This window comes from Kriegella aquimaris (assembly GCF_900103215.1).
Taxonomy (GTDB): Bacteria; Bacteroidota; Bacteroidia; order Flavobacteriales; family Flavobacteriaceae; genus Kriegella; species Kriegella aquimaris.
Genome location: NZ_FNGV01000001.1, coordinates 870,282 through 894,680 on the forward strand (window position 1 = coordinate 870,282; position 24,399 = coordinate 894,680).

Here is a 24,399-nt window from a genome sequence, read left to right on the forward strand (position 1 = left end):
GTGCCTAAAACAATACTAGAGAAGATTTAAAAGCCCGGAAAGGTTGAAATCGCCTGTGGCGCTTCCTTTTTATAGAGATAGAAGCTATCGAAAACGAAGCAGTAAATTCAAACAAACCTTTCGTTTTGAATATATTTTATCATAGAATTAAAATTCAGTCTCATAGTGAAAGCCCTTCTCCATCCGACATATTTCCCTGATATAGCAACGTTCGCCACGATAGTACAACATGATGTGGAATGGGAAGTTAAAGACAATTACCAAAAACAGACCTACCGTAACCGGTGCTATATCGCTACCGACTTCGGCAGGCATTTGCTCAGTATTCCAATTAGCCATGTGGGCAGAAAAGAAGGGCGGCAAAAATATGAAGACGTGCAGTTGGACAACTCATACTCATGGCAGCGTCAACATTGGCGAACCTTGCAGACTGCTTATCGAACTTCACCGTTTTTTGAATTCTATGAAGATGATATTGCACCCCTGTTTGAAAATGAGTTTGATCTCTTACTCGACTATAACCTAAAGACCATTGAGACCGTCGTTGATTGTCTTCAGATTGAGATGCCCCAGGCAAAATCTCAAAAATTCGAACGTAGTCCTCAAGATATCCAAGACGCCCGTTTCTTGGTCAACGCAAAAAAAAATCCGCTATTGGAACAAGCAACATACGTACAGGTTTTTGGCGATCGTCATGGGTTCATAAAAAACTGTAGTATTTTAGACCTGCTTTTTAATGAGGGAACGAACGCCCTGGGATATCTTCAAAACTTGAATTTACCCTTTCTAAATGCTTAGATTCTTTGTTCATTACGGCATACATTTTCTGGTACCTATTGCGATAGGGTTCCTTTTCTTTAAAGAACATCGACTCCGAGTAACGCTTATTCTTTTGGCCGCAATTCTCATCGATGTAGATCACCTATTGGCAAACCCGGTTTTTGATTCGGAGCGTTGTAGCATTAACTTCCACCCGCTGCACTCCTATTGGGCTATTGCCATCTATTTCGGGCTTTTCATCGTAAAGAAGACCCGTATCATTGGGCTGGCATTACTCATTCATATACTGGCCGATTGGGCCGACTGTTTACTAATCACCTTTGATCCGAAATGATGCCATTACCGGAAAGTGGTCGGAATATTTAACATTGAAGTTCTTATGTTCAAGAACTTCGAATGAGTTATCGGCAAAAATAAAATCGATACGCAACGGAATGCCCAGAAAATCATAGGTGCGCCCCAGACCATTTCCCTCTTCTATAAAAGTATCTTGCCGGTCTCCTTTGATAATATGATATACATTTGAAAACTGGGTATTGTTAAAGTCGCCACAGATGATCGTTTTATAGTCTACCGTTTGCATATGCTCCCGCACTAACTTAGCCTGTTCCTCCTGCTTTTTAAACCTACCGGTAACCCTGCGATACAACTTATCGGAAGCCTCTGATCTTAGCACGCCTGTGCCCGGTGTAATGCCCAACGACTCTAAATGAAGGTCGTAAATTCGTATGGTATCGTTTTTAAAAAGAATATCGGCATAGGCCCCATTGTTATAGCTCTTCGGAAAATTCAATAGCTGTGCATCGATGATGGGGTATTTTGAAAATATACCTAAAAGCAAGTGGCCTCCATTTTTTATAAATTCTAAATGTTTATAGGGATAATTCACATATTCTTTTCTTCTTAAATACCCCACTTCTTGGAAGCAAACAATATCAGGATCCTGACTATCGACTAAGTCCTTAATATCTTCAAAAACTCTCGGACTATCTATATGACCATCCTTATTAAAAGTTCGAACATTATAACTTAAGACACGTAAATCTGGAGAGACTTTATTCTTTTTATCGGAAAAATCAAATTTTACAAAGGCTCCCATCGTCAAATACCCCAACACAAGTATCGATAACGATAATAGCATTTGTCGTCTTCCTTTTAAAATCCAAAAAAACAAAAAAAGGAAATTGACGCCCACTAGAACAGGAACCGTTAAACTCAATATCGACAAAAAGGCAATATGCTCTGTAGATATATGCGGTACCAAACAGGCCAATAGCAATAGAAATGCAAAAATTAAATTAAAAAAGAATACGATTTTATTTAAAATTGATAATCCTTTCACGTATTCAGTCTTCTTTACCTGCCTTGAACAAAAAATCCTTTTCTGCCTTTGAAAGGCTCTCGTATCCCGACTTACTTATTTTATCGAGTATGGCATCTATTTTCCGTTGATGGCTTTCTTTGTCGGAGTTTACTTTGGAGCGCGTCGTGGATTTTTGTTTTCGATACACCGTTTTGAGCGGTGCCTTCTTCTCCCCTTTTTTAAAAAGGTTGGCAACCGCGTCCAATACCCTGGCAAAACCGCTGCCAATATCATGCCCTTTCACCAATTGTCTTGCATACATATACCCTAAAAGCGCCCCACCCAAATGAGCCAAGTTTCCGCCTGCATTACCACCGTATGGCATTTGTATAAAATCTAATAAAACTACAAAAGCACCGATATACCATAGTTTGACATTGAAAAAAACTACCCTTACTTCTTGATTGGGAATATAGGCACATATAAATATCAATACGGCCCTTACTCCCGCCGATGCACCTACCAGAACGGCATTAACTTCAAAAAAAGCAGGAAATACGTTATACCCTAACATAAAGAAGAGACCTCCTAGAATAACGCCCAATAAATAGACATTTAAAAATCGTTTGCCGTCGAACAGATTGAGAAAAATGCGTCCTACAAAATAAAGCACGAGCATATTCCAGAAAATATGACTCAATCCACCATGAAAGAAAGAATAGGTGACCAACGCCCATGGCTGCATCAGAAAGTCAAAAAAATCGTTGGGAAGTTGAAACCATTGCACGATGCTATTCTTGTTCATTCCCATTAAAAACGGAATCAAACCGTTCAAGATAAAGACAAGGACGTTTATGGCAATAAGCTTTTCAGCTACGTTCAGCCTGGCAATTTGATATCTAAGGTTACCTGAATTCATATTTAGTTCCAACGCTTATTATTGAACTGATTCTTTTTCCAATACCACATCATAACAAAACCGGCGACAGCTCCACCGATATGGGCAAAATGGGCAATGCCCGTTGAGTAGTTGCTAAAACCGAAAAATAGGTCGCCAGCAATCATCAAAGGAACAAAATACTTCGCTTTGATAGGGATCGGCAAAAAAATCAGCATTAATTCCGCCTCTGAATACATAAAGGCAAAGGCGACAAGAATACCATAAATCGCCCCCGAAGCCCCCACAGCAGGCGTATTATAGGCACTTAAAAAGCTATCAACCTTGGCTTGCCCTATAATATCGTTCCAACTGGGACTATATTTTCCGTTCGCTATAATTTCAATAATTTGACTTTTAGGTATGCCGCTCTCGACTAAAGCATTCAACCCGCCATTGAAGCTATAATAGTTCATGGCCGTATGAAGCACTGCCGCACCGATACCTGCTGAAAAATAAAAGAAAAGAAACTTATTGCGTCCCCAAATACGCTCCAAAGGTGTGCCGAATGCCCATAAGGCATACATATTAAATGCGATATGCATAAAACCGCCATGCATAAACATATGGGTTATTATTTGCCATGCTTGAAAATTAGCATTTTCAGGAAACCATAGCGCCAACCAAAGGTACATTTGATCCCCATAAATCTGTGTAGCGATAAAAAATAGAACATTTATTATCAGAAGATGCTTTACCGCATCGGTCATATTTCCCATTTACATAAATTTTTTATCGATTTCATCTTCCGTTATAGTCACAAATATGGGCTTATTGAATGGGCTAACCCGTGATTCTTTACAGGCAAATAGATTATTTACCAACGCCAACTGAGACTCATTGTCTAAGACTTCTCCAGTTTTAACAGACAGTGTCTTCGCGAGTGTCTTTGATAATATATCGGCTTGGGAAAAGCTATTTTCTTCCACCTCGAGTTGATAATCGGAAATAAGTTGATCTAATACCATGCCTGCCTCACTCTCAGTTACCATTAAGGGCACTCCCGTAATTTGAAACGATTCCCCTTCAATTTCTTCAAATGCAAAACCGATTGCCGTCAGGTTATTTTGAATATCTTTTAGGATTGCCATATCGGCCTTCGAAAAAGAAAGTGACAAAGGAAATAATAATTGCTGGCTTACCGCTTCTTTTATAGTACTATTCCTTAAAAACTTTTCATAAAGCACACGTTGGTGCGCCCTACTTTGATCAATAACGACCATGCCCGACTTTATGGTAGTTACGATATATTTTCGACGTAATTGAAATGTTGTGGCAACAGATTCGATTTCCTCTTTTTGATTTTGGAAAATAGATCCTGTAATCGTATCTGATTCAAAATATACATCTTTAGCGTTTTGGCTCCCCGATTGTGATTCGAGACCAACATACAAATTCTCCCATCCTTGTGTATTGGGCTTCGTATAAGTTCTGTTTATTGTTGTTCTCTGATTGGCTTCTGCAAAGGGATTGAACCCTGAATCGACCGTGACCTTGGGTTGAATAATCGCCTTGTTCTTGTAATCATAGGGCGTCTGCATGTTCTCGTCATGCTCAAAATCAAGGGCCGGCGCAATATTGAACTGCCCCAGACTGTGCTTGACGCATGACCGTAAAATGGCGTACAACGTTTGCTCATCATCAAACTTCACCTCTGTTTTAGTGGGATGGATATTGATATCAATCGAAGAAGGATCCACTTCCAAATAAATAAAATACCCAGGGTGGGTACCCGATTTTATCAGTCCTTCAAATGCTGCAACCACCGAATGGTGCAAATAAGGACTTCTAATAAACCTATGATTTACGAAAAAAAACTGCTCACCCCTACTTCGCTTGGCAAACTCCGGTTTATTGATAAAACCACTGATTTTTACCACTTTTGTATCCTCTTGAATCGGTACTAATTTCTGATTCGTCTTGCTACCAAAAACATGAACGATTCGCTGCCTATGATTGGCTTTCGGCAAACTAAAAAGTTCGCTACCATTATTATAATAATGAAATTCTATGTTCGGATGTGCCAATGCGACCCTATGAAATTCATCGGTAATATGTCGAAGCTCGACTTGATGTGATTTCAAGAAATTTCTTCTTGCGGGAATATTGAAAAACAGATTTTTGACCGTTAATGAAGTTCCTTTGGGCGTTACGGCCACTTCTTGATGAACAATTTTACTGCCTTCTATTTTCAAATGCGTACCCACTTCATCGTGCTCAGGTTTGGTAAGCATCTCAACGTGGGCGATTGCGGCAATCGATGCCAGTGCCTCACCTCGGAATCCTTTGGTATCTAAGCAAAATAGATCCTCGGCCTTTTGGATTTTGGAAGTAGCATGACGTTCAAAGCTCAAGCGTGCATCGGTAACACTCATACCAATACCATTGTCGACCACTTGGATCAAACTTTTACCACCATCCTTTATGATTAATTTTATTTCAGTAGCCTGAGCATCTATAGCGTTCTCCAACAATTCTTTTACAACCGAGGCGGGACGCTGCACTACTTCTCCTGCTGCTATCTGATTTGCAACATGGTCGGGTAGAAGTTTTATGATATCTGCCATTATTTAGGGAAGAATATAGAAAGCTCAAAATCGATAATGTAAAGAAAAATCAATACCAACACCGCGATTATTACGAGCATTCTAATTTTAAGATTACGGTCACCTACCACTTTCATGTCATCCACAGCATTATTGATTTTATTCTTTAGGCCTCTCGTGGTATGCGCGGTAGAGCGAAACTTATCAAACCTATGTTCAAGTTTATAAGGGCTACCCTCCCCTTTGTCATCGTAGTAACGGGGTGAATAGTTGAACGATTTGTTCTTTCGTAACTTTGTAAATTTTGAAAACATTCCCATGGATTTCAAAGTTACTCAAAATCAAAAAACATGCCGTTAACCTAGTGTCAAAATTTGTTAACACTACCAGAAAATTCGGGGTTATATCTATTTTTTGGAAATAATTCGGAAAGATCTCCCAAAGACAGCACGATTTTATGACTTAGACCAAAAGGTTACGCACCCAGTTTTGCCATCTTTATCGCCGCAATCGCGGCTTCGGTGCCCTTATTTCCATGTTTGCCACCACTACGCTCTTGTGCTTGTTGCAAAGTATTGTCGGTCAACACACAGAATATGACAGGAACATCGAATTTTACATTTAAGTCTTTGATTCCCTGTGCTGCTGCGCTACAAACAAAATCAAAATGTTGGGTTTCTCCACGGATAACGCTTCCGATAGCGATAACGGCATCAACCTTCTCTGAAGTTATGAGTTTCTTACAACCATATGTGAGCTCAAAGCTCCCAGGCACATTCCATCGAATAATATTGTCAGATTGTGCACCACAATCGACCAAGGCCTCTATGGCGCCATTAAAAAGTCCCTCAGTTATCGATTCATTCCACTCCGCAACCACAATTCCGAATCGCAAATCTTTTGCGTCGGGCACCGTAGCCTTATCGTAGACCGATAAATTTTTATTCGCCGTGGCCATTAATTAGTTGTTGCTATTGGCCATGCCGATAAACGTATCGATATTATTGGCCTCATCAGAAGAAGAAAACTCATCCCTTATTCTTTGAAAGAATTTCAAAGCTTTTGAATTTTCATTAAGTTCAAGGGCGGCAACACCCGCTTTGTATAAAAATCTTGGTGTGGTATAATTATTATCGCTGTGCGCAATCGCTGCCTCATAATAACTTAAGGCATCACTGGGTTGACCCAATTGCATGAAAGCATCACCAATTCCACCTTTCCCCAAGGCCCCTAAAATATCATCATCTGATTTGAAATCTTCCAAATGATCAATAGCTTCCTGATATTTCTGCATACCCAAATAGGCCATACCCGCTGAATAGTTAGAAAGATTGGCTGCTTTTGTTCCTGGATACTCGTCGATGATATCAAGAAATCCGTATTTGCCCTCTGCACCGTTCAAAGCCAATGTATATAGCGAATCTTTGGCAGTTGTACTGTTCAATGCCTGATCGAAGTACTGCTGTGGGTAATACATTTCATTAGCGGCACTTGCCTCTTTAGGATTCTGTACAAATTGATGGTAAGCCAAATAACCCAAAACTCCAACCGCAATAACGCCGATGAGTCCAAGGATATAGTTTTGATTGGTAGAAACCCAAGCCTCTGTCTTCGAGGCACTTTCATCAAGTGTACTAAAAACTTCAGCGGTAGTACTATCTTGTACATCTAACTGGTTCTCCTCTTCTTTGGTTTTGGGCTTAAAACCCCGCTTCTTGTATGTAGCCATCTAAAATTTTATTAATCGCGCAAAAATAAAGGTTTTATTGAAATCCTAAAGGGTATTTATTCGTTATTTTTGGATATTTTGCATGTTCCCTATTTGTCACTTAAATAAAATCCTACGATTTTCGAAATGTTTCTAAAAAAATTAGCGCTTGTCAACTATAAAAACATCAGTTCCGAAAATTTTGAATTCGACTCCAAACTAAACTGTTTTGTGGGGCCGAACGGTATTGGAAAAACTAATATTCTCGATGCAATCTATCATCTTTCTTTCGGTAAAAGCTACTTTAATCCCATTGCGACACAAAACATTCGCCATGATGAGGACTTTTTTGTAATCGATGGTGAATTCGAAAAAAACGACAGGGAAGAAAAAATCGTTTGCAGCCTTAAAAAGGGAGCAAAAAAGATAATAAAAAGAAACGGTAAAATCTACGACCGTCTATCAGATCATATCGGGTTATTGCCCCTGGTCATTATTTCTCCAGCTGATAGAGATCTTATCATAGAAGGCAGTGACACCCGTCGGAAGTTTGTTGACGGCGTTATTTCACAATCGGACAAAAAATATCTGCAAGATCTGCTCAAGTATAACAAGACCCTAGCACAGCGCAATTCGCTACTTAAGTATTTTGCAGCCAACCAAACATTCGACAAAGCGACTTTGGAAGTTTATGACGAACAACTAAACAGTTATGGGTCTACTATTCACGACAAACGCAAGGCATTTATAAATATTTTTACCCCTATTTTCGAAGAGCAATATGCCGTTATTTCGGGCGGAAATGAAAAAGTATCCTTAACCTACGACAGCAAACTGACCGACAACAGTTTACTGACACTTTTAAAAAACAATATTGAAAAAGATCGCTTCTCACAATACACAGGGGTGGGCATACACAAAGATGATCTCAGTTTTTTGATCAACGGGCACCCTATTAAAAAGTTCGGGAGCCAAGGGCAACAAAAATCATATTTGATAGCCTTAAAATTCGCACAGTTCCATCTTATAAAAGAACTGGCCAAGACCACCCCAATTTTATTATTGGACGACATTTTTGATAAATTGGATGAAAACAGGGTATCCCATATTATTAATTTGGTAGACCATGAAAATTTCGGTCAGCTCTTTATCAGCGACACCCATGCCGAACGCACCGAAAATATAATTAAAAACATACACCAATCGTATAAAATCTTTAAATTGTAATATGGAACGATTTTTTTATATTATATTGATTTTCATAATATTAGGTTGCTCAGGGAAGATTTCGGATACTGATTTGCAGCAATTGAACGGGTATTGGGAAATAGAAAATGTGACCTTTGCAGACGGAAGCACCAAAGCCTATAACGTAAACACGACGGTCGACTATATTGAAATTGATGGTTTAAAGGGATTTCGAAAAAAGGTAAAACCAAAATTCGATGGCACTTACGACACTTCAAACGATGCGGAATTTTTTACCCTAGAACATCAAAATGACAGTTTTATCATACATTATAAAAACGATTTAAGTGAATGGACGGAGGCACTCACCCAACTATCGCGAACCAATTTTGCAGTCGTCGGGGAAAACAACACCACCTATCACTACAGACGCTATGAACCCATTAACATACAAGAATAATGGCTAAACGAAATAATACCAATTTACCTCTGGGTGACGCCCTAAACGAATTTTTAAAGGAAAATCGACTACAAAAGGGTATCGACAAGGTAAACGCTAGGGAAGCATGGGCAAGACTAATGGGGAATGGGGTAAACAATTATACCACGGCGGTAGAACTTCGTAACGACACGTTGTTCGTAGCACTTTCTTCTTCCGTACTTCGTGAAGAACTCAGCCACGGAAAATCAAGAATTATTGTAATGTTCAATGAAGAAATGGGCAAAGAGGTGGTGAAGAAGCTAGTACTTAGATAAATATAAAAGGCCTGACAGATTTAAAAAACCTATCAGGCCTGAATATTTTAGTATATTTCCCTTCCTGAAAAATGAAAAGCGCCTTCAATAGCCGCATTTTCATCACTGTCGGAACCATGCACGGCATTCTCCGCAATATTTGTAGCGAATAATTTACGAATGGTACCTTCGGCAGCCTCCGCAGGGTTGGTAGCACCGATTAAAGCGCGAAAATCTTCAACTGCATTTTCTTTTTCCAAAATGGCGGAAACAATAGGACCACGGGTCATAAACTCGACCAATTCACCGAAAAAGGGTCTTTCTTTATGAATCGCATAAAATTCCTGCGCATCCCTTAGGCTTAATTGGGTATATTTCATAGCCACGATTTTAAAACCTGCGGAAGCTATTTTTTCCAGTATTGCACCAATATGGCCGTTCTCAACAGCATCGGGCTTTATCATCGTAAAAGTTCTGTTCGTACTCATTTTTTAAAATTTTGGGCAAAAATACGTTTTATTCCACAACTCACAAGTACACGCATTTGAAGTCCTTTATAAATAAGCTGTTCCTAACTGGATTTTGTTATGATGAACTATCCATAACATAGTAAAGCGATATCAAAATAAAAGCAACCCGTTAGTTTTATTATTATTGTATCTTTGCACGCATGAATTTTGAGGAAATTAACTCGGTAAAAGCACTGCTTTCCAAACCGCAAAAAATTGTAATCGTACCCCATAAAAACCCTGATGGCGATGCTATCGGATCTACTTTGGGACTATGGCACTTTTTAAAGAACATGGGGCAAGATGCTTCGGTTATTGTACCTAATGATTACCCTAGGTTTCTAAAATGGATGCCGGGAAACGAAGACATTATCAACTTTGAACGTAAAAATTCAGAAGCCAAAGAAAGAATTAGTCAGGCAACTTTAATTTTTACACTCGATTTCAACCATTTGGGCCGTATAGGGCAAATGCAATCTGAACTAGAAAGTGCGGACGCCACCTTTATAATGATAGACCATCATCAAGAACCGGCCGATTATGCACAAATCACCTATTCCGATGTTTCCATGAGTTCGACATGCGAAATGGTTTACACCTTTATCGAGAAATTGGGAGGAGTACAAGCCATAACTTCGGAAATCGCCAATTGTCTGTATGCCGGTATTATGACTGATACGGGGTCGTTCAAATTCGCATCTACTACAAGTAGAACCCATAGAGTGATTGCCGACCTAATAGATAAAGGGGCCGAAAACACAAAAATACACCACCAGATTTACGACACGAACACCCCAGCCCGATTACATCTACTGGGTTGCGCATTAAAGAATATGGTGATCTTAGAAAAGTTTCGTACCGCTTATATCACCCTTAGCCAAGAAGAATTGGATGCCCATGAATATAAAAAGGGCGACACCGAGGGTTTTGTAAATTATGGCCTGACCCTTGACGGAATTATATTTGCGGTAATTTTCATTGAAAACAAGGAAGAGGGAATCATAAAAATTTCGTTCCGGTCGGTGGGCGACTTTTCAGTAAACGAATTTGCAAGAAAGCATTTCCAAGGGGGCGGACATGATAATGCGGCAGGTGGAAAAAGTGACGTCTCCATAGCGGAGACTACCAAATTCTTTGAATCTTTATTGCCTAATTACACTGATAAATTATGGATTTAAAGCGTTGCTGTTATTTACTATGCCTGATTATAGGCTTATCAAGTTGTGAGGGGCCACAGCCCCGTAGACCGGTAAAAGTCAAAACAGGAAGTTTTTTCAAAGCTTCTGCAGATCGAAGCAAAAAACTCTTGGCACAAGAAGAAGCGGCAATCCAAGAAATCATCGCAAAAGATTCCGAACATACCTACCAACATAGTTCCTATGGTTCATGGTATTATTATAATCAAAAAAATGAATCGGCCAATTATACACCACAGCCTGATGATTTAGTCACCCTTACCTACAATATCGTGACCTTTGAAAACGATACACTTTACTCCAATGAAGATATTGGTATCATCAAATATAAAGTTGACAAACAAGAATTGTTTCAAGGGCTTAGAAATAGCGTTAAGCTTCTAAAAGAAAATGAAACAGCCACTTTTTTGTTCCCTTCTTCATTGGCCTACGGCTACCATGGTGATGATAATAAGATAGGGGTCAGCGTGCCCATTAAAGTAACAATATCGCTTTTGGAAATTGAAAAACAAAACGAACAAATTCAAAATTAAAACAGTTAATATGAAAAAAACGAATGTATTTTTATTGATTATAACCGTGCTATTGGCCAGTTGTAAAAGTCAATATGCCGAATTAGGAGATGGTCTCTTTGCCGATATCCATACCACTAAGGGCGATATTATCGTTAAATTAGAATATGAACTAACCCCTATCACGGTGGCCAACTTTATCTCATTAGCAGAAGGAAAAAGCCCTTTCGTCAGTGAGGAATACAAGAACAAAAAATACTACGATAACGTCATTTTTCACAGGGTCATGAAAGATTTCATGATTCAAGGGGGAGACCCCACGGGAACCGGCAGTGGAAACCCTGGATATAAGTTCAAAGACGAGCTCACAGATTCCCTGCACCATGATAAAAAAGGAATACTATCAATGGCCAATGCAGGTTTTGAAACCAACGGCAGCCAATTTTTTATCACCCATAAAGCTACACCTTTTCTTGACGGTTATGAAAACGGAATGCTTAAGCCCTGTCAGAATCCGAGAGTTAGCTGTCACACGGTTTTTGGTGAAGTCATTGAAGGCATGGATGTTGTCGATTCGATAGCCAACGTAAAAACCGGTGAAGGTGATAGACCCATCGACACGATAAGTATGAAGACAGTTCAGATTATTCGAAATGGGAGAGCGGCGAAAAACTTTGATGCCATTCAGGTGTTGAGTGATTATTTTGAGGCGGAAAAAGCCAAAATTGCGGCCATTGAAAAACTAAAAAGCGATATGGCTACCGAATTCGAAGCTCAAAAAGAAAAAGCGGAAGAGTTGCCTTCAGGACTCAGAATAATGACACTTCAAGAGGGTAACGGTGAAAAACCAAAACATGGACAACAAGTAGGTGTACATTATGCAGGATATTTGAGTGATGGATCTTTGTTCGATAGCAACTACGAGGAAATAGCTACAAAATATGGGAAATATGATGAGTCTCGTAAACAACAAATGTTATACGAGCCCAGCCCGATGGATTACAGCCCAGATGCCTCATTGATCGCTGGTTTTAAAGAGGGTATGATGACCATGAAAGTCGGCGATAAAATTCGTTTGTTCATTCCTCCACATTTGGGTTACGGACCACAAGGATCTAGAGGAGTTATTCCTCCTAATGCCGATTTAATCTTCGATTTGGAGATTACCGAAATTATGGATTGATAATTAATATAAAAGCATTCGGTAGGTGATATCATGTATGTCACATGTTTTCACCTACCGAATATATTTAATTCCCCGGGGTTATGGTTTATTTACCCCACTGCTGTCCTTTCAATTTTACGGTCGCCTTTAGTATATCTTTCTGAGATATTTGTCCGACCAATTTACCGTTTTCAACGATTGGAAAACGACGTCGTTTATCACTTAAAAACTTATTTGCCGCATCAAAGATATTCATATTGCCATCTATGGTCTCGACATTTCTCACCATACGATTTTCTATGGTATTATTTTCCATAGGCATATTATAATACCTGCTTTCGCTGATGTGCTTAATACAATCCCCTTCGGAAATTATTCCGATCAATTCATTCTTCTCGTTGACCACTGGGCCACCCGATATTTTATATCTTATAAGGGATTCTATAACTTCTTCAACAGATTGTTCCGGGTTAAAGGTGATCAACTTTGTAGTCATATAATCACTGACCTTCAACGGAATATCTTCTGTAGATTGTGATTGCCTTCTTGCGCCTTGAAAACTTTTGATTGCCATAACAGTTAATTTTAAGGTGAGGAGGGAGTTACTTAAAAATACAAAATTTTACTTAATTCCTCCAACAATAACTGTTAAGGTTACTAATTATCAACAACATACATTTAATTATCTTCCCATAGAACCGAGTAGAAATAAGGGTCGAAACGGATAATATACTTCCATCTACAAAAAATCAACTCCATCATCTGATTAAAAATGTATCAAATCATGGTACTCCTTTTACCAATGACTAAAGGAAGTCGGTAATACCTATTTTAATCGATATTGGTATGTTTTCTAAAACGTTGTTAGGGAATATTAATTTAGCAGGCTTACGCTCTTGGCGTTTCCTTTAAGACCTCTAACAAAAACTTCCAGAACTTCTGAACAGAAGAAATACTGACCCGCTCATCGGGAGAGTGTGCTCCTTTTATGGTGGGACCAAAGCTTATCATATCCATCTCGGGATAATTTTGACCTAAAATACCACATTCGAGTCCGGCATGGCAAGCCACAACTTCGGGCTCTTCGTCAAATAGCTCTTTGTATTTATTCTTTAAGACCTCAAGAATGCGAGAATTGGGGTTGGGTTGCCAACCTGGGTAATCGCCCGATAGCACAACCTCAAAACCAGCCATTTCAAAAGTGGCCCGAAGGGCATTTGATAAATCTGCTTTGGCCGAATCTACCGAAGATCGGGTAAGACAACCAATCCTTATTTTCCCATCTTTTAGTATGACGCGCGCCACATTATTGGAAGTTTCCACCAAATCAGGTATTGCGGCATTCATACCATAAACTCCATTATGAGCCACATATACTGCGTTAAGTAGCTTTTCTTGAGCCCCGAGCCCCATCACTTTCTTCGGTTTGGTAATGGTCTTATAACTCAATTGCAGGTCTGGCTCCATTATTTTAAGCTCGTCTTTGATAGCTGCAGTCCACTGCTCTAAATCTTTTTCAAAATTGTCTTTATGTGCCTTATCCACGACTATTTTCACGGTACTTTCCCGAGGTATGGCATTACGCAGCCCTCCCCCATCAATTTCTGCTATACGAATATTATATTCTTTGGTGCTGAGATATAATAAACGATTCATTATTTTATTGGCGTTGCCCAGCCCTTTATGAATCTCTATACCACTATGTCCGCCCTTTAATCCTCGGAGCTTTAGTTCATAGGCCAGCACCCCTCGAGGTACCGGTTTTTCGGAATAAGATCGTGTTGCCGTAACATCAACGCCTCCCGCACAACCGATATCGACTTCATCATCTTCCTCTGTATCTAAGTTCAATAATATTTCTCCTTTCAACAAACCTCCTTTAAGGCCCATTGCTCCCGTCATTCCTGTTTCCTCATCTATTGTAAAAAGAGCTTCCAGCGGTGGATGCGAAATATCGGAACTCTTTAGTAGTGCCATTATTGAGGCTACACCTAGACCATTATCAGCGCCCAACGTAGTTCCCTTGGCTTTTACCCAGTCCCCTTCTATTCTCATTTGTATGCCCTCGGTCTCAAAATCAAAACTAGTATCCGCATTTTTTTGGTGTACCATATCTAAATGAGATTGCAACACCACCGTTTTCCTATCTTTCATTCCGGCACTGGCGGGTTTCTTGATAATAACATTACCCACTTCATCTTTGATAGCCTCTAGCCCCAAAGATTTCCCAAAATCAAGCATGAACTGTATTACCCTTTCCTCTTTTTTGGAAGGCCGCGGAACGGCGTTTAAGTCGGCAAAGCTGTTCCAAACTGATCGGGGTTCCAATTCTCGTATATCGTTGTGCATCTTCTTTTGCTATTTGTTCGCAAAGATAAGGCTTGCAACCCTAAAAAGCTCCATTTTAGGAGTGCGACATCCTACTAAAAATGTAAATGCCTGAGTGTTTAACAGATGGATGATTTTATTGGAATGAAAATTCGGAAAGTTATTATTATGGTTAATTTTGACCTGATGGAGAATAAACTAAAAACAGCTATTGCCTTAGGCCTTGTTCCACAGATTATTATTGTGAAATGGTTGGGATATTATCCGGAAATAATAGAAAAATATTATAGTAATGGACTCTATGTATACATTTCAAAATTTTTCAGAACGTTGTTCGGATGGATTCCTTTTTCTGTAGGTGACCTTCTCTATTTTGCCCTGATATTTATTGCCATCCGCTACATTATCTTAAATCGAAAGGGCATTGCCGAACGACCCCTATTATTTGTTCGGAACATATTTATGGTACTCTCCGTGGCCTATTTCACATTCAATTTGCTTTGGGGTCTTAATTATTACCGACAACCCATTGCTGAAAATTTGCATCTTGAAGAAACCCATAGTCCAGAAGAACTGATCGCGCTCACTGAGAGGCTTATCGATAAAACCAATAAGCTTCAGCTTCAAATTACGGCCGATACGGCACAAATGGTCGTGATACCCTATTCAAAAAAAGAAATATTCGAGAAGACTTTACAAGGTTATCAACATTTAGAAGCTGAACTTCCTTTTTTGGGCTATAAACATCCGAGCATTAAAAAATCGCTTTTTAGCACGCTTTTGACTTATATGGGATATGGCGGTTATTTAAACCCGTTTACTTTGGAGGGACAAGTAAATGGTAGACTGCCCAATTTTCGGTTTCCTGTGGTCAGCGGTCATGAAATTGGTCATCAAGTAGGTTACTCGGCAGAAAACGAAACGAATTTTATTGGGTATTTGGTTACTGCATCGAACAAAGACCCCTACTTTCAGTATTCGGCGTCGGCATATGCGTTGGGCTATTGTCTGAATAATATCAAGATACGGGATGAGATGCAGTTTGAACTACTTTTTTCCAAATTACATCCGGGTGTACGAAAGAATTACCAAGAAATGTCCGATTTCTGGGAAAGCTTTGAAAACCCCTTGGAGCCGGTTTTTAAGTCAATTTTCAATTCGTTTTTAAAAGCAAATAATCAAGAAGATGGCATTAAGAGTTACAGCAAAGTTGTTTCACTTTTAGTCAGCTATTATAAAAAACACCCGCTTTAAGATGGTAGTGATAGGGCCACATCGACTTTACGAGGTGAGCAACAATCCGAATACATAAAATATATTACTTCACTTTCGCCAATCTATTTTTGACAGGCGAAAGATCTGTAGTACTAGTTGCATGTAGAAAATCAAGGCTTCAAGAGTTAATAGACCGCTACCCCTTTTCTCATAATCTTGGCCGTCTCCACCAGATTGACCAGTGCTGTTTTTGTTTCGGGCCAATCACGGGTCTTTAGTCCGCAATCGGGATTGACCCAAATATGTTCGATAGGCAACAGTTCACTGGCCTTGACCAGCAATGCTTTCATCTCTTTTGTCGATGGCACACGTGGTGAATGAATATCATAAACCCCTGGACCTATTTCATTTGGGTATTTAAAATCAACAAAAACGTCGAGTAGTTCCATTTCAGAACGTGAAGTTTCAATAGTGATTACATCAGCATCAAGATCGGCTATGTTGCCGATAATATCATTGAATTCGGCATAACACATGTGGGTGTGAATCTGAGTCGCGTCTTTTACGCTACTTGATGCTATTTTAAATGCTGTTACGGCCCAATTCAAGTAGGTGTCCCAATTTTCTTTACGCAACGGCAAACCTTCACGGATGGCCGGTTCATCTATTTGTATGATTTTTAATCCTGCGTTTTCCAGATCGGAAACTTCATCGCGAATAGCCAAGGCTATTTGTTGACAAGTAACCGACCTTGGTTGATCGTTTCTTACAAAAGACCATTGTAAAATAGTCACCGGGCCCGTCAACATTCCTTTTACCGGACTTGGTGTAAGCGATTGGGCGTATGCCGACCATTTCACGGTCATGGGAGCCGTTCGTGAAACATCGCCAAAAATAATAGGGGGTTTTACACACCTACTGCCATAACTCTGCACCCAACCAAAACTGGTAAAAGCAAAACCTTCAAGTTTTTCTCCAAAGTATTCCACCATGTCGTTACGCTCAAATTCACCGTGCACCAGAACATCGACCCCTATTTCTTCCTGAAAACGAATGGTATCTTCGGTCTCTTTACGCAAGAGAAGGTCATACGCTTCCTGGGTCAATTCATTTCTTTTAAACTTGGCCCTCCATTGCCTTACTTCCTTGGTTTGAGGAAAAGATCCTATGGTCGTCGTCGGAAACAAGGGCAGCCCAAGTGCATTCTTCTGTTGCTTTTGACGCAACGAAAATCCGGATATTCTCTGCGAATCTTTTACTGTCAAACCGGATACCCGCAACTTCACTTTTTGATCATGTACCAATTTTGAGTTTCTTCGATTGTTATTTGCCAATTTGTTTGCCACACGTTTTTTAGATAGTTCTTCGGTTATAGTTTCGCTAGCCAATTTTTTAAGGGTGACCAATTCGGCTACTTTCTGTTTGGTAAAGGCCAGCCACGTTTTCACTTCACTGGGCAGACTTTTAGTATTCGTTTCGATATCGAGGTCATACGGACAGTGCAAAAAGGAACAGGACGAAGCCACCCACACCTTATCCTCCCCCAACATATCAACGGCTTTACTGATGGTTCGCAAGGAATCTTCAAAGTCATTTTTCCATATATTTCTTCCGTCGACGACGCCCAAAGAAAGTGTCAACTCTTTATTAAGATATTCAGCATCTAAAATATCATCTAGTTGCAATTGGCATCGCACCAAGTCTAAATGCAAAGCGTGAACAGGTAGCGCCAAGGCGGTCTTTAGATTCTCTCCATAACATTCAAAGTAATTCGTTACGATTACCTTCAATTCAGGGAATGCCTCAGCAATTTCACGATACACACTGTCAATGGCCTTTTGTTCATTTTTCTTTAGGTTCAAAGCCAAACAAGGTTCATCGAACTGAACGTATGTCATGCCCTGTTCTTGCAATTGAGTCAGAAGTTCCAAATAGACCGGAAGGAGTTTATCGAGCAATTCAAGTCTATGAAAACCCGCCTCTTTTTCTTTTCCTAACAAAAGGTAAGTAACCGGACCAATAATAACTGGCTTGGTCTTGATTCCTAGTACCAATGCCTCTTTGTATTCATCTACGATTTTTGAGGAAAACAATTCGAACGTCTGGTTCTTATCAAATTCAGGTACGATATAATGGTAATTGGTGTCGAACCATTTTGTCATCTCCATGGCTTTGATGTCAAAACCATCCTCTTGTATTCCGCGTGCCATGGCGAAGTACAAATCAAGTTGGCTTTTGCTATTCTTAACTTCGGAAAAGCGCTTCGGAATGCACCCCAAGGTCAATGACATATCGAGCACCTGATCATAAAAAGAAAAGTCATTGGAAGGGATTAAATCAACCCCCGATTCTTTCTGAAACGACCAATTCTTTTGTTTTATAAGCGCTCCTACCGTAACAAGGTCGTCAACGGAACCGAATCCCTTCCAGTAGTTTTCAGATGCTTTTTTTAATTCTCTCTTTTCCCCAATTCTAGGGAAACCCAATACGTTGGTTTTCATGTTTTAAAAAGTGTTAAATTCCGTTCAAAATTACGTAGAACGAACTTTAATCCAAGTAAAACAATAAAGTAGGATAAAAAACCTATTTTTAAACATTTTTAAGACTAAATATTCTTTTGAACCGTCGATTTCAGAACCATTTTAGAAAAAAAAACTATGAAAAACCTTGATGCCACCGATATTGAAATATTAAAAATCTTACAAAATGATTCTAATATCACTACAAAGGAGTTAGCAAAAGAAGTTCACTTGTCTTCTACCCCTGTTTTTGAACGTACCAAACGGTTGGAAAAAACGGGCTACATCAAAAAATACATCGCCGTTCTAAGTGAAGAAAAACTGAACCGGGCGTTGACCGTTTTTTGTCATGTCAAATTGAAAGAACATACCAAGACCATAGGCCACAAGTTTGTTCAAGATATTCAATCGTTGAACGCGGTGACCGAATGTTATAACATTTCCGGAGATTATGATTTCTTATTGAAAGTATTGGTCAGGGATATGAAACATTATCAAGATTTCGTTCTAAACCAGTTGGGTTCCGTACAAAATATTGGCAGTGTGCAAAGTACGTTTGCCATGGGCAAAATAAAACACACCCATGCCGTTCCCTTTTAGGGTCGGGATACATTAAATACCCCATTACTCAAGAACGTAGTATTTTAGATAATTGCTTGAGTGGGAATAAAAGTCACCAATTCTCCCTTTTGATAGGGCTCTTCCTTTGGTCGAAGCAATACAAATCCCGCTGATTTCGATAAACTGGTCAAATCGCCAGACCCTCCATCCTTTAAAAGCCGAGCATGTAAACTTGCTTTCTCCCAGTGCACAGTGACTTGTACAAAGCGGACAAAAGGAGGATCGATTTGTATCGGTTCATCCAAAATTACCTGATGTTCGGCATGAGGCAGTCCCAAAGTATTGGTCAACCATGGTAAAAAATAAACATGGTAATTCGCAAAGGTCGAAACGGGATTGCCCGGAAAGGAAAACACCACCGTATTTAACTCTTCTTGTACACCAAACCAAAAAGGTTTGCCAGGTCGTTGCCACACTTTATGAAAAACTTTCCGTACCCCAAGTGCCTCCATAGCATCGGGTATAAAATCGAATTTTCCTTTTGAAACACCACCACTTAACAATAAAACATCATAATGTTGCAATGCTTCTTCCAGGGCGTTTTCAATAATTTCCTGATCATCTAAAAGATGTAGGCTTGTGGCACTAATATTTTCATCAGCCAGAGCGGCGGCCAAGGAAAGCGTATTCGATTTCCTAATTTGATGTGGCAAGGGCGTTTCTGAAACTTCAACAAGTTCATTTCCTGTAGAAATCACACAAATTTTCGGATTTCTTCTAACCTTTACTTCTGCTTTCCCTACGGATGCCAACACTCCGATATCGGCCGCGGTAACACGTTTGCCTTTCTTTAAAAGTATCGCCCCTAATTTTTCATCGTTTCCTTTGACATGAATATTCTGTCCCTTTTTTGGCTTTTTTGAAATTGTAGCGGTACCATTTATTATGGTCAACTCTTCGTACATGATGACCGTATCAGCAGCGTTGGGAACTACCGCGCCAGTCATTATTTCGTAGCAATTTGGCCCGTTACTTAGTGTTTGTTGTGCCATGCCGGCACTTAACACCCCTTCCACCTTAAAAGTCACGGTTCCTTTCTCAACAGCGGCATAATTCAGTGCGATACCGTCTTTAGTCGACCGATTAAAAGGTGGGAAATCTCTATCAGCCTTTATATCTTCGGCCAATACCCTTCCATTGCTTTCCGTCAATGGCACTGTTTCCATTCCCAAATCAAAAGTATGCTGCAGTACTTTTTTATATGCTTCGTCAAAATCTATCATAACAATCCTAATCCATTTACTAACAATACTCGAATACCGACAACAAATACCAACAGAGCAGTTATTCGTTTAATGCCCTTCGACGTCAACCTTTTCAAGCTTACACGGATACCTACTTGTCCGCCAAGAAGTACCGCTCCTACCAGTGCCAAGGTCTCGGTCATTGGGAGTTCCAAAGTGTGTGCGGTGACCAATCCACCAAGTCCAGAAATGGAATTTACCAAAATAAAAAAACTAGCCAAGGCCGCAATTTTAATCGATTTTGCCCATTTCATATGATTTAACACCGGGGCTAAAAATATACCTCCTCCAATACCTACCACTCCGGACAAGAGTCCAATTGCTCCGCCAATAACATAACTAAAATATTTCGGGTAGGTTTTAATATTTTCCGAAGTAAAGGCCTTGCTGTAGGTTTGCCAGGTGAGCAACACAGAGGAAACTATCAATGAACATCCTAAAATGATAAAAAACACTTCCTCTTTCAATCGAAATGAAGCTCCTAAAAAAGCCATTGGAATACTAGCCAGTACAAAGGGAAGAAAATCACGTAATTTGGCATGCCCATGCTTAAAATATAAATAAGTGCTACCTGAAACCACAACCAAGTTGCAAACGAGGGCAATACTCCGAATAGCAAAAAAACTAACTACAAATAGGGACAAAAGGGCCAAATAACTAGATCCCCCACCGAAACCTACCGACGAGTATAATGTGGCCACAATAAAAAAGCCGATACACAATACGAGAAGTGTTTCACTTGCCAACGGATTGGAAATTTAAATTGTTCATACCTCCGTTTACATTGATAAAGGTGGCGTTCGGTCTTATTTTTCGAAGTTTCGAAATTGCCTTTTTACTTCGAATACCCGATTGGCAAATCATATAAATCGGTTCATCGAATACTATCTTTTCAATGGATTCATCTATAATCCCGAGGGGGATATTGTGCGCTCCTTCTAGATGAACCCTCTTGAATTCTTTTGGAGTTCTAACATCGATTACCTGAATAGTGTTGGTTTGCAACAAATTCAGAAATGCTTCCGATGATATCGACGATTCTTCGATCGAACAATCAAAATCATAGCTAGGGTTGAGTTCCTTAATATTTAAGTTCTCTGGAATAAGGGGGAATTTAATTTTTCTTGAATTTTGTGACAAACCATCGAACAACAATAGTTTTCCTGACAGCACCTCGCCCACTCCCGTAATCATCTTCACTACTTCCAATGCTTGGAAATTTCCGATAATCCCAGGAATAATGCCCAATACCCCATTTGCATTACAGTCGGGAACTTCATCGGCCTGAGGCATCGTCGGAAAAATACAACGATAGGTAGGTCCGCCTTTATAATTAAAAACACTTACTTGTCCCTCAAAACTATGCAGCGCCCCATATACAAAAGGTTTCTTAAGTATCACACAGGCATCGTTAATTAAATACCGGGTCGGAAAATTATCAGAGGCATCAACTACCATATCATAATCCGCCAAAATATCAAACACATTTTCCCGACTCAAATAAGTGGTATGACCAATCAGAGTGGTCTCCGAATTCTGTTGCTCTAATTTTTCAATCGCTACGACAACTTTGGGAAGCCCAATGTCATTTTCACTATAAAGCACTTGACGCTGTAAATTGGTAAGGGCCACCACATCATTGTCAACAATGCCTAACGTGCCTACGCCCATCGCATTGAGATAGGTAAGTACCGGTACACCCAAACCACCTGCTCCAACGACCAAGACTTTGGCCAACGAAAGCTTGCGTTGCGCCTCGCTGCCAAAACCGTCTAAAATAGTCTGTCTGATGTAACGTTCATGGTTCATGATGTTGCCAACTTAAGCAGTGCTGCTTTGTATTCTTCTTCTGAATTGGCATTCAGCAGTACATTTTCATTTTCTGGAAAAACCAATTTTACATTATCGTTGTTAATCAAAAATTTGCGCGGGCAGGTTCCGTTGCCGTTATTTAGGTACTGCACAGATTCTTCTAGTGCTTTAGCTTCCCAAATGGCACATAAGGGTTCCGGTAACGGGTCTTCTTTCTGTGCGAAGGCAGTTGCGGCCGCATTTGGATCTCGAGCGGCAATCAATTGCTGCAACGCGAGCAAATCGATCAAAGGTAAATCACAAGCCAATACCAACCAGGCCACATCAGGGTGCTTGCTGTGCGCTGACAATAAGCCATTGTACGGACCCTTAAATTTATCTTCGTCCGCAATCGTGGCAAAGCCAAAAGGCACTTCCGATTCTTGTTCTTTCCGTAAACTGATAAATGTTCGATCACAGACCCTATCCAACAATTGATACAGGTATTCCCGTTGCGGCATACCGTGATAAGTTATGAGTCCCTTATCAGTTCCCATACGGGTACTTTTTCCTCCTGACAATACCAATCCGTATAACTTACCTCCCAAAATCATTTTTTCCTCCTGTTTTTTGTTCCAACTGAATTTCAGATATTTTAATATCATGTGAAAGCGCCTTGCACATATCGTAAATGGTCAGTGCACTTACTGACACCCCAGTTAAGGCTTCCATTTCAACCCCGGTGCGCTCATTGCATTTTACCATACAGGTAATCGACAAAGCATTCCCCTTGGGTTCTATATCGATATCTACTTTTGAAAGGTTTAGCTGATGGCACAAGGGTATAAGTTCCGAAGTTTTTTTTACCGCTTGAATACCTGCAATAATCGCGGTCTGAAGAATGCTTCCCTTTTTGCCCAAAAAATCTTGTGCCGCCAACGTATCGAATACGTCTTGCGGGAAAATGACTTTTCCTGAAGCTATGGCCGTACGCACGGTAATTTCTTTATTGGAAACATCGACCATCGCAGCATTGCCCGATGCATCTATATGTGACAGTGTTTTATCCATCTATCCGCCAATTGAAGTCATTGAATTACTAAAAACACCCTTATATTTTTGTTGCGCTTCGAATCCGGTTTTTGCCCGGCTTCCTACCGCCTTTAAAATTTGTTGCTTTACGTTTTCCTCGGAATGTTCGGCGCGTAGAATTTCACGAAGGTTCATACTGGGCTTGGCATACAAACAAGTGATGACGTCACCGGTAGCCGATATTCGCAGCCGATTGCAGCTACCACAAAAGGTTCTGCTAAACGAAGGTATCACTCCGAAAGAACCTTTAAAACCAGGAATTTTATAATTTATAGAGGTCGAAGTTTCTGGTGAGTCCAATTTATAATAGTCAGGATAGGCTTCCCGTACAAATTCTAGAATACGTTTATAATCCCAAGCAATTTTATCAAAAGTCTTAGAACCCCCGTTGAAGGGCATTTCTTCAAGAAACCTGACCGAGACATCAAAATGCCGGGTCAACTCTAACATGGGAATTATATCTTCGGTATTCTGCCCTTCCAAAGCAATAAAATTAATGCGGACATTAAACCCTTCGGTAATCAAACGTAAAATATTATTGTGAACCGTATCGTATTGATCTCGACGGGTAATTTTTTCAAAGGTCTCCCGATTTATGGCATCCATACTGACGTTGATATTCAATATGCCCAACTCTTTCAACTCGTCGATAAAAGGACCGATGACCGTAGCATTGGTCGTTACCGAAATATCGTTTAGCCCTTCCAACTTCGCAAGTTGGCGTAGCAGAACCATCAAGTCTTTACGTACAAATGGCTCGCCACCAGTAATCCTGATTTTATCGATACCTTGGGAAACCAGTATTTCACTTAGCCGCGACAATTCATCAATCGTAAACAACTTATCGTTCTTGGCAAAATCCGCCCCCTCTGCTGGCATACAATAATTGCAGCGCAGATTACAACGGTCGGTTACGGCCAATCGCAAGTAATTTATTTTCCTATTGTGATTGTCTATCAACATATTTTTCACGTTCAACTTCTTTGGATTCCAGACCGACTATCGGTTCA

At 40.0% G+C, this 24,399-nt stretch carries 27 protein-coding genes; 10 read left to right on the forward strand and 17 right to left on the reverse strand.

Features of this window, described 5'->3' with window-relative positions:
- Positions 1-165: 165 nt before the first annotated feature.
- Positions 166-798 (forward strand): WbqC family protein, encoded by a 633-nt coding sequence (locus tag BLS33_RS03630; RefSeq protein ID WP_089885381.1) that lies wholly within the window; start codon positions 166-168, stop codon positions 796-798.
- Positions 791-1,114 carry a DUF6122 family protein gene (locus BLS33_RS03635; RefSeq protein ID WP_089885382.1) on the forward strand — a complete coding sequence of 108 codons (324 nt, stop codon included), beginning with the start codon at positions 791-793 and terminating at the stop codon, positions 1,112-1,114. Before BLS33_RS03630 ends, BLS33_RS03635 begins: the two co-directional genes overlap by 8 nt.
- On the opposite strand, the gene BLS33_RS03640 is transcribed toward BLS33_RS03635, so the two are convergent.
- The 7 genes from BLS33_RS03640 to BLS33_RS03670 all read right to left on the reverse strand — a co-directional run bounded on the left by BLS33_RS03640 (position 1,091) and on the right by BLS33_RS03670 (position 7,295).
- The gene (locus BLS33_RS03640) at positions 1,091-1,921 is read right to left on the reverse strand and encodes an endonuclease/exonuclease/phosphatase family protein (protein WP_245731265.1); all 831 of its coding nucleotides are present in this window, start codon (positions 1,919-1,921) and stop codon (positions 1,091-1,093) included. The genes BLS33_RS03635 and BLS33_RS03640 overlap by 24 nt on opposite strands.
- 205 nt (positions 1,922-2,126) lie before the next feature.
- Positions 2,127-3,002, reverse strand: coding sequence for a rhomboid family intramembrane serine protease (locus BLS33_RS03645; protein WP_089885386.1), 876 nt, complete (start codon positions 3,000-3,002; stop codon positions 2,127-2,129).
- 2 nt (positions 3,003-3,004) lie between these two features.
- Positions 3,005-3,739 (reverse strand): rhomboid family intramembrane serine protease, encoded by a 735-nt coding sequence (locus tag BLS33_RS03650; RefSeq protein WP_089885387.1) that lies wholly within the window; start codon positions 3,737-3,739, stop codon positions 3,005-3,007.
- A complete protein-coding gene (gene mutL, locus BLS33_RS03655; RefSeq protein ID WP_089885389.1) occupies positions 3,740-5,587 on the reverse strand; it encodes a DNA mismatch repair endonuclease MutL in 1,848 nt (615 codons plus the stop codon).
- Positions 5,587-5,886, reverse strand: a complete 300-nt coding sequence (locus BLS33_RS03660) for a riboflavin synthase subunit beta (RefSeq protein ID WP_089885391.1) — start codon at positions 5,884-5,886, stop codon at positions 5,587-5,589. The genes mutL and BLS33_RS03660 overlap by 1 nt, the downstream gene beginning before the upstream one ends.
- Positions 5,887-6,041: 155 nt before the next feature.
- Positions 6,042-6,524: a 6,7-dimethyl-8-ribityllumazine synthase gene (gene ribH / locus BLS33_RS03665; protein ID WP_089885393.1), complete on the reverse strand. Its 483-nt coding sequence runs from the start codon at positions 6,522-6,524 to the stop codon at positions 6,042-6,044.
- Positions 6,525-6,527: 3 nt separating this feature from the next.
- Positions 6,528-7,295, reverse strand: a complete 768-nt coding sequence (locus tag BLS33_RS03670; RefSeq protein ID WP_089885395.1) for a tetratricopeptide repeat protein — start codon at positions 7,293-7,295, stop codon at positions 6,528-6,530.
- Between the two features lie 126 nt (positions 7,296-7,421).
- Between BLS33_RS03670 and recF the strand changes: the two genes are divergently transcribed.
- Genes recF through BLS33_RS03685 form a run of 3 tightly spaced genes read left to right on the forward strand, consistent with a single transcriptional unit; the run spans position 7,422 to position 9,218 of the window.
- Positions 7,422-8,501 (forward strand): DNA replication/repair protein RecF, encoded by a 1,080-nt coding sequence (gene recF / locus BLS33_RS03675; protein ID WP_089885397.1) that lies wholly within the window; start codon positions 7,422-7,424, stop codon positions 8,499-8,501.
- Position 8,502: 1 nt separating this feature from the next.
- Entirely contained in the window at positions 8,503-8,922 is a 420-nt protein-coding gene (locus BLS33_RS03680; RefSeq protein ID WP_089885399.1) for a hypothetical protein, read from the forward strand.
- The gene (locus BLS33_RS03685; protein WP_089885401.1) at positions 8,922-9,218 is read left to right on the forward strand and encodes a DciA family protein; all 297 of its coding nucleotides are present in this window, start codon (positions 8,922-8,924) and stop codon (positions 9,216-9,218) included. The genes BLS33_RS03680 and BLS33_RS03685 overlap by 1 nt, the downstream gene beginning before the upstream one ends.
- Positions 9,219-9,265: 47 nt before the next feature.
- Here the strand turns inward: BLS33_RS03685 and BLS33_RS03690 are convergent, their stop codons facing one another.
- Positions 9,266-9,685 carry a nucleoside-diphosphate kinase gene (locus BLS33_RS03690; protein ID WP_089885403.1) on the reverse strand — a complete coding sequence of 140 codons (420 nt, stop codon included), beginning with the start codon at positions 9,683-9,685 and terminating at the stop codon, positions 9,266-9,268.
- Between the two features lie 182 nt (positions 9,686-9,867).
- Here BLS33_RS03690 and BLS33_RS03695 point away from each other — a divergent pair, with 182 nt between their 5' ends.
- Genes BLS33_RS03695 through BLS33_RS03705 form a run of 3 tightly spaced genes read left to right on the forward strand, consistent with a single transcriptional unit; the run spans position 9,868 to position 12,597 of the window.
- Positions 9,868-10,884 carry a DHH family phosphoesterase gene (locus BLS33_RS03695; RefSeq protein WP_089885405.1) on the forward strand — a complete coding sequence of 339 codons (1,017 nt, stop codon included), beginning with the start codon at positions 9,868-9,870 and terminating at the stop codon, positions 10,882-10,884.
- Positions 10,875-11,435 (forward strand): gliding motility-associated peptidyl-prolyl isomerase GldI, encoded by a 561-nt coding sequence (gene gldI, locus BLS33_RS03700; protein ID WP_089885407.1) that lies wholly within the window; start codon positions 10,875-10,877, stop codon positions 11,433-11,435. Before BLS33_RS03695 ends, gldI begins: the two co-directional genes overlap by 10 nt.
- 10 nt (positions 11,436-11,445) lie before the next feature.
- The gene (locus BLS33_RS03705) at positions 11,446-12,597 is read left to right on the forward strand and encodes a peptidylprolyl isomerase (RefSeq protein ID WP_089886204.1); all 1,152 of its coding nucleotides are present in this window, start codon (positions 11,446-11,448) and stop codon (positions 12,595-12,597) included.
- 88 nt (positions 12,598-12,685) lie between these two features.
- Here BLS33_RS03705 and BLS33_RS03710 read toward each other — a convergent pair whose 3' ends face one another.
- Together BLS33_RS03710 and BLS33_RS03715 are read right to left on the reverse strand one after the other, a co-directional pair.
- Positions 12,686-13,153, reverse strand: a complete 468-nt coding sequence (locus tag BLS33_RS03710; RefSeq protein WP_089885409.1) for a CBS domain-containing protein — start codon at positions 13,151-13,153, stop codon at positions 12,686-12,688.
- Between the two features lie 314 nt (positions 13,154-13,467).
- Complete coding sequence (locus BLS33_RS03715; protein WP_089885411.1) at positions 13,468-14,928, reverse strand: aminoacyl-histidine dipeptidase; 1,461 nt, start codon at positions 14,926-14,928, stop codon at positions 13,468-13,470.
- A 165-nt stretch (positions 14,929-15,093) separates the two neighbouring features.
- Here BLS33_RS03715 and BLS33_RS03720 point away from each other — a divergent pair, with 165 nt between their 5' ends.
- Positions 15,094-16,161 (forward strand): DUF3810 domain-containing protein, encoded by a 1,068-nt coding sequence (locus tag BLS33_RS03720; RefSeq protein ID WP_089886206.1) that lies wholly within the window; start codon positions 15,094-15,096, stop codon positions 16,159-16,161.
- Positions 16,162-16,307: 146 nt separating this feature from the next.
- Here BLS33_RS03720 and metE read toward each other — a convergent pair whose 3' ends face one another.
- Positions 16,308-18,623, reverse strand: coding sequence for a 5-methyltetrahydropteroyltriglutamate--homocysteine S-methyltransferase (gene metE, locus BLS33_RS03725; protein ID WP_089885413.1), 2,316 nt, complete (start codon positions 18,621-18,623; stop codon positions 16,308-16,310).
- A gap of 156 nt (positions 18,624-18,779) precedes the next feature.
- On the opposite strand from metE, the gene BLS33_RS03730 reads away from it, so the two are divergent.
- Positions 18,780-19,241, forward strand: coding sequence for an Lrp/AsnC family transcriptional regulator (locus tag BLS33_RS03730; RefSeq protein ID WP_089885414.1), 462 nt, complete (start codon positions 18,780-18,782; stop codon positions 19,239-19,241).
- 44 nt (positions 19,242-19,285) lie between these two features.
- Here BLS33_RS03730 and BLS33_RS03735 read toward each other — a convergent pair whose 3' ends face one another.
- From BLS33_RS03735 to moaA, 6 genes are read right to left on the reverse strand one after another with little or no spacing between them, the layout of a single operon-like run.
- Positions 19,286-20,485, reverse strand: a complete 1,200-nt coding sequence (locus tag BLS33_RS03735) for a molybdopterin molybdotransferase MoeA (protein ID WP_089885416.1) — start codon at positions 20,483-20,485, stop codon at positions 19,286-19,288.
- Positions 20,482-21,252: a sulfite exporter TauE/SafE family protein gene (locus BLS33_RS03740; protein WP_089885418.1), complete on the reverse strand. Its 771-nt coding sequence runs from the start codon at positions 21,250-21,252 to the stop codon at positions 20,482-20,484. The genes BLS33_RS03735 and BLS33_RS03740 overlap by 4 nt, the downstream gene beginning before the upstream one ends.
- Entirely contained in the window at positions 21,242-22,315 is a 1,074-nt protein-coding gene (locus BLS33_RS03745; protein ID WP_089885420.1) for a HesA/MoeB/ThiF family protein, read from the reverse strand. Before BLS33_RS03745 ends, BLS33_RS03740 begins: the two co-directional genes overlap by 11 nt.
- Complete coding sequence (locus tag BLS33_RS03750) at positions 22,312-22,911, reverse strand: NTP transferase domain-containing protein (protein ID WP_089885422.1); 600 nt, start codon at positions 22,909-22,911, stop codon at positions 22,312-22,314. The genes BLS33_RS03745 and BLS33_RS03750 overlap by 4 nt, the downstream gene beginning before the upstream one ends.
- Complete coding sequence (moaC, locus tag BLS33_RS03755; RefSeq protein ID WP_089885424.1) at positions 22,895-23,368, reverse strand: cyclic pyranopterin monophosphate synthase MoaC; 474 nt, start codon at positions 23,366-23,368, stop codon at positions 22,895-22,897. The genes BLS33_RS03750 and moaC overlap by 17 nt, the downstream gene beginning before the upstream one ends.
- Positions 23,369-24,352, reverse strand: a complete 984-nt coding sequence (gene moaA / locus BLS33_RS03760; RefSeq protein ID WP_089885425.1) for a GTP 3',8-cyclase MoaA — start codon at positions 24,350-24,352, stop codon at positions 23,369-23,371.
- Between the last annotated feature and the right edge of the window lie 47 nt (positions 24,353-24,399).

Coding starts and splice junctions, on each gene's coding strand:
- mutL (WP_089885389.1), bottom strand. CDS start 5,587: ATGGCAGATATCATAAAACTTCTACCCGACCATGTTGCAAATCAGATA.
- BLS33_RS03680 (WP_089885399.1), top strand. CDS start 8,503: ATGGAACGATTTTTTTATATTATATTGATTTTCATAATATTAGGTTGC.
- BLS33_RS03710 (WP_089885409.1), bottom strand. CDS start 13,153: ATGGCAATCAAAAGTTTTCAAGGCGCAAGAAGGCAATCACAATCTACA.
- BLS33_RS03645 (WP_089885386.1), bottom strand. CDS start 3,002: ATGAATTCAGGTAACCTTAGATATCAAATTGCCAGGCTGAACGTAGCT.
- BLS33_RS03715 (WP_089885411.1), bottom strand. CDS start 14,928: ATGCACAACGATATACGAGAATTGGAACCCCGATCAGTTTGGAACAGC.
- BLS33_RS03735 (WP_089885416.1), bottom strand. CDS start 20,485: ATGATAGATTTTGACGAAGCATATAAAAAAGTACTGCAGCATACTTTT.
- recF (WP_089885397.1), top strand. CDS start 7,422: ATGTTTCTAAAAAAATTAGCGCTTGTCAACTATAAAAACATCAGTTCC.
- BLS33_RS03685 (WP_089885401.1), top strand. CDS start 8,922: ATGGCTAAACGAAATAATACCAATTTACCTCTGGGTGACGCCCTAAAC.
- moaA (WP_089885425.1), bottom strand. CDS start 24,352: ATGTTGATAGACAATCACAATAGGAAAATAAATTACTTGCGATTGGCC.
- BLS33_RS03650 (WP_089885387.1), bottom strand. CDS start 3,739: ATGGGAAATATGACCGATGCGGTAAAGCATCTTCTGATAATAAATGTT.
- BLS33_RS03750 (WP_089885422.1), bottom strand. CDS start 22,911: ATGATTTTGGGAGGTAAGTTATACGGATTGGTATTGTCAGGAGGAAAA.
- BLS33_RS03690 (WP_089885403.1), bottom strand. CDS start 9,685: ATGAGTACGAACAGAACTTTTACGATGATAAAGCCCGATGCTGTTGAG.
- BLS33_RS03745 (WP_089885420.1), bottom strand. CDS start 22,315: ATGAACCATGAACGTTACATCAGACAGACTATTTTAGACGGTTTTGGC.
- BLS33_RS03705 (WP_089886204.1), top strand. CDS start 11,446: ATGAAAAAAACGAATGTATTTTTATTGATTATAACCGTGCTATTGGCC.
- ribH (WP_089885393.1), bottom strand. CDS start 6,524: ATGGCCACGGCGAATAAAAATTTATCGGTCTACGATAAGGCTACGGTG.
- BLS33_RS03720 (WP_089886206.1), top strand. CDS start 15,094: ATGGAGAATAAACTAAAAACAGCTATTGCCTTAGGCCTTGTTCCACAG.
- BLS33_RS03730 (WP_089885414.1), top strand. CDS start 18,780: ATGAAAAACCTTGATGCCACCGATATTGAAATATTAAAAATCTTACAA.
- metE (WP_089885413.1), bottom strand. CDS start 18,623: ATGAAAACCAACGTATTGGGTTTCCCTAGAATTGGGGAAAAGAGAGAA.
- BLS33_RS03635 (WP_089885382.1), top strand. CDS start 791: ATGCTTAGATTCTTTGTTCATTACGGCATACATTTTCTGGTACCTATT.
- BLS33_RS03660 (WP_089885391.1), bottom strand. CDS start 5,886: ATGGGAATGTTTTCAAAATTTACAAAGTTACGAAAGAACAAATCGTTC.
- BLS33_RS03695 (WP_089885405.1), top strand. CDS start 9,868: ATGAATTTTGAGGAAATTAACTCGGTAAAAGCACTGCTTTCCAAACCG.
- moaC (WP_089885424.1), bottom strand. CDS start 23,368: ATGGATAAAACACTGTCACATATAGATGCATCGGGCAATGCTGCGATG.
- BLS33_RS03670 (WP_089885395.1), bottom strand. CDS start 7,295: ATGGCTACATACAAGAAGCGGGGTTTTAAGCCCAAAACCAAAGAAGAG.
- BLS33_RS03640 (WP_245731265.1), bottom strand. CDS start 1,921: ATGCTATTATCGTTATCGATACTTGTGTTGGGGTATTTGACGATGGGA.
- gldI (WP_089885407.1), top strand. CDS start 10,875: ATGGATTTAAAGCGTTGCTGTTATTTACTATGCCTGATTATAGGCTTA.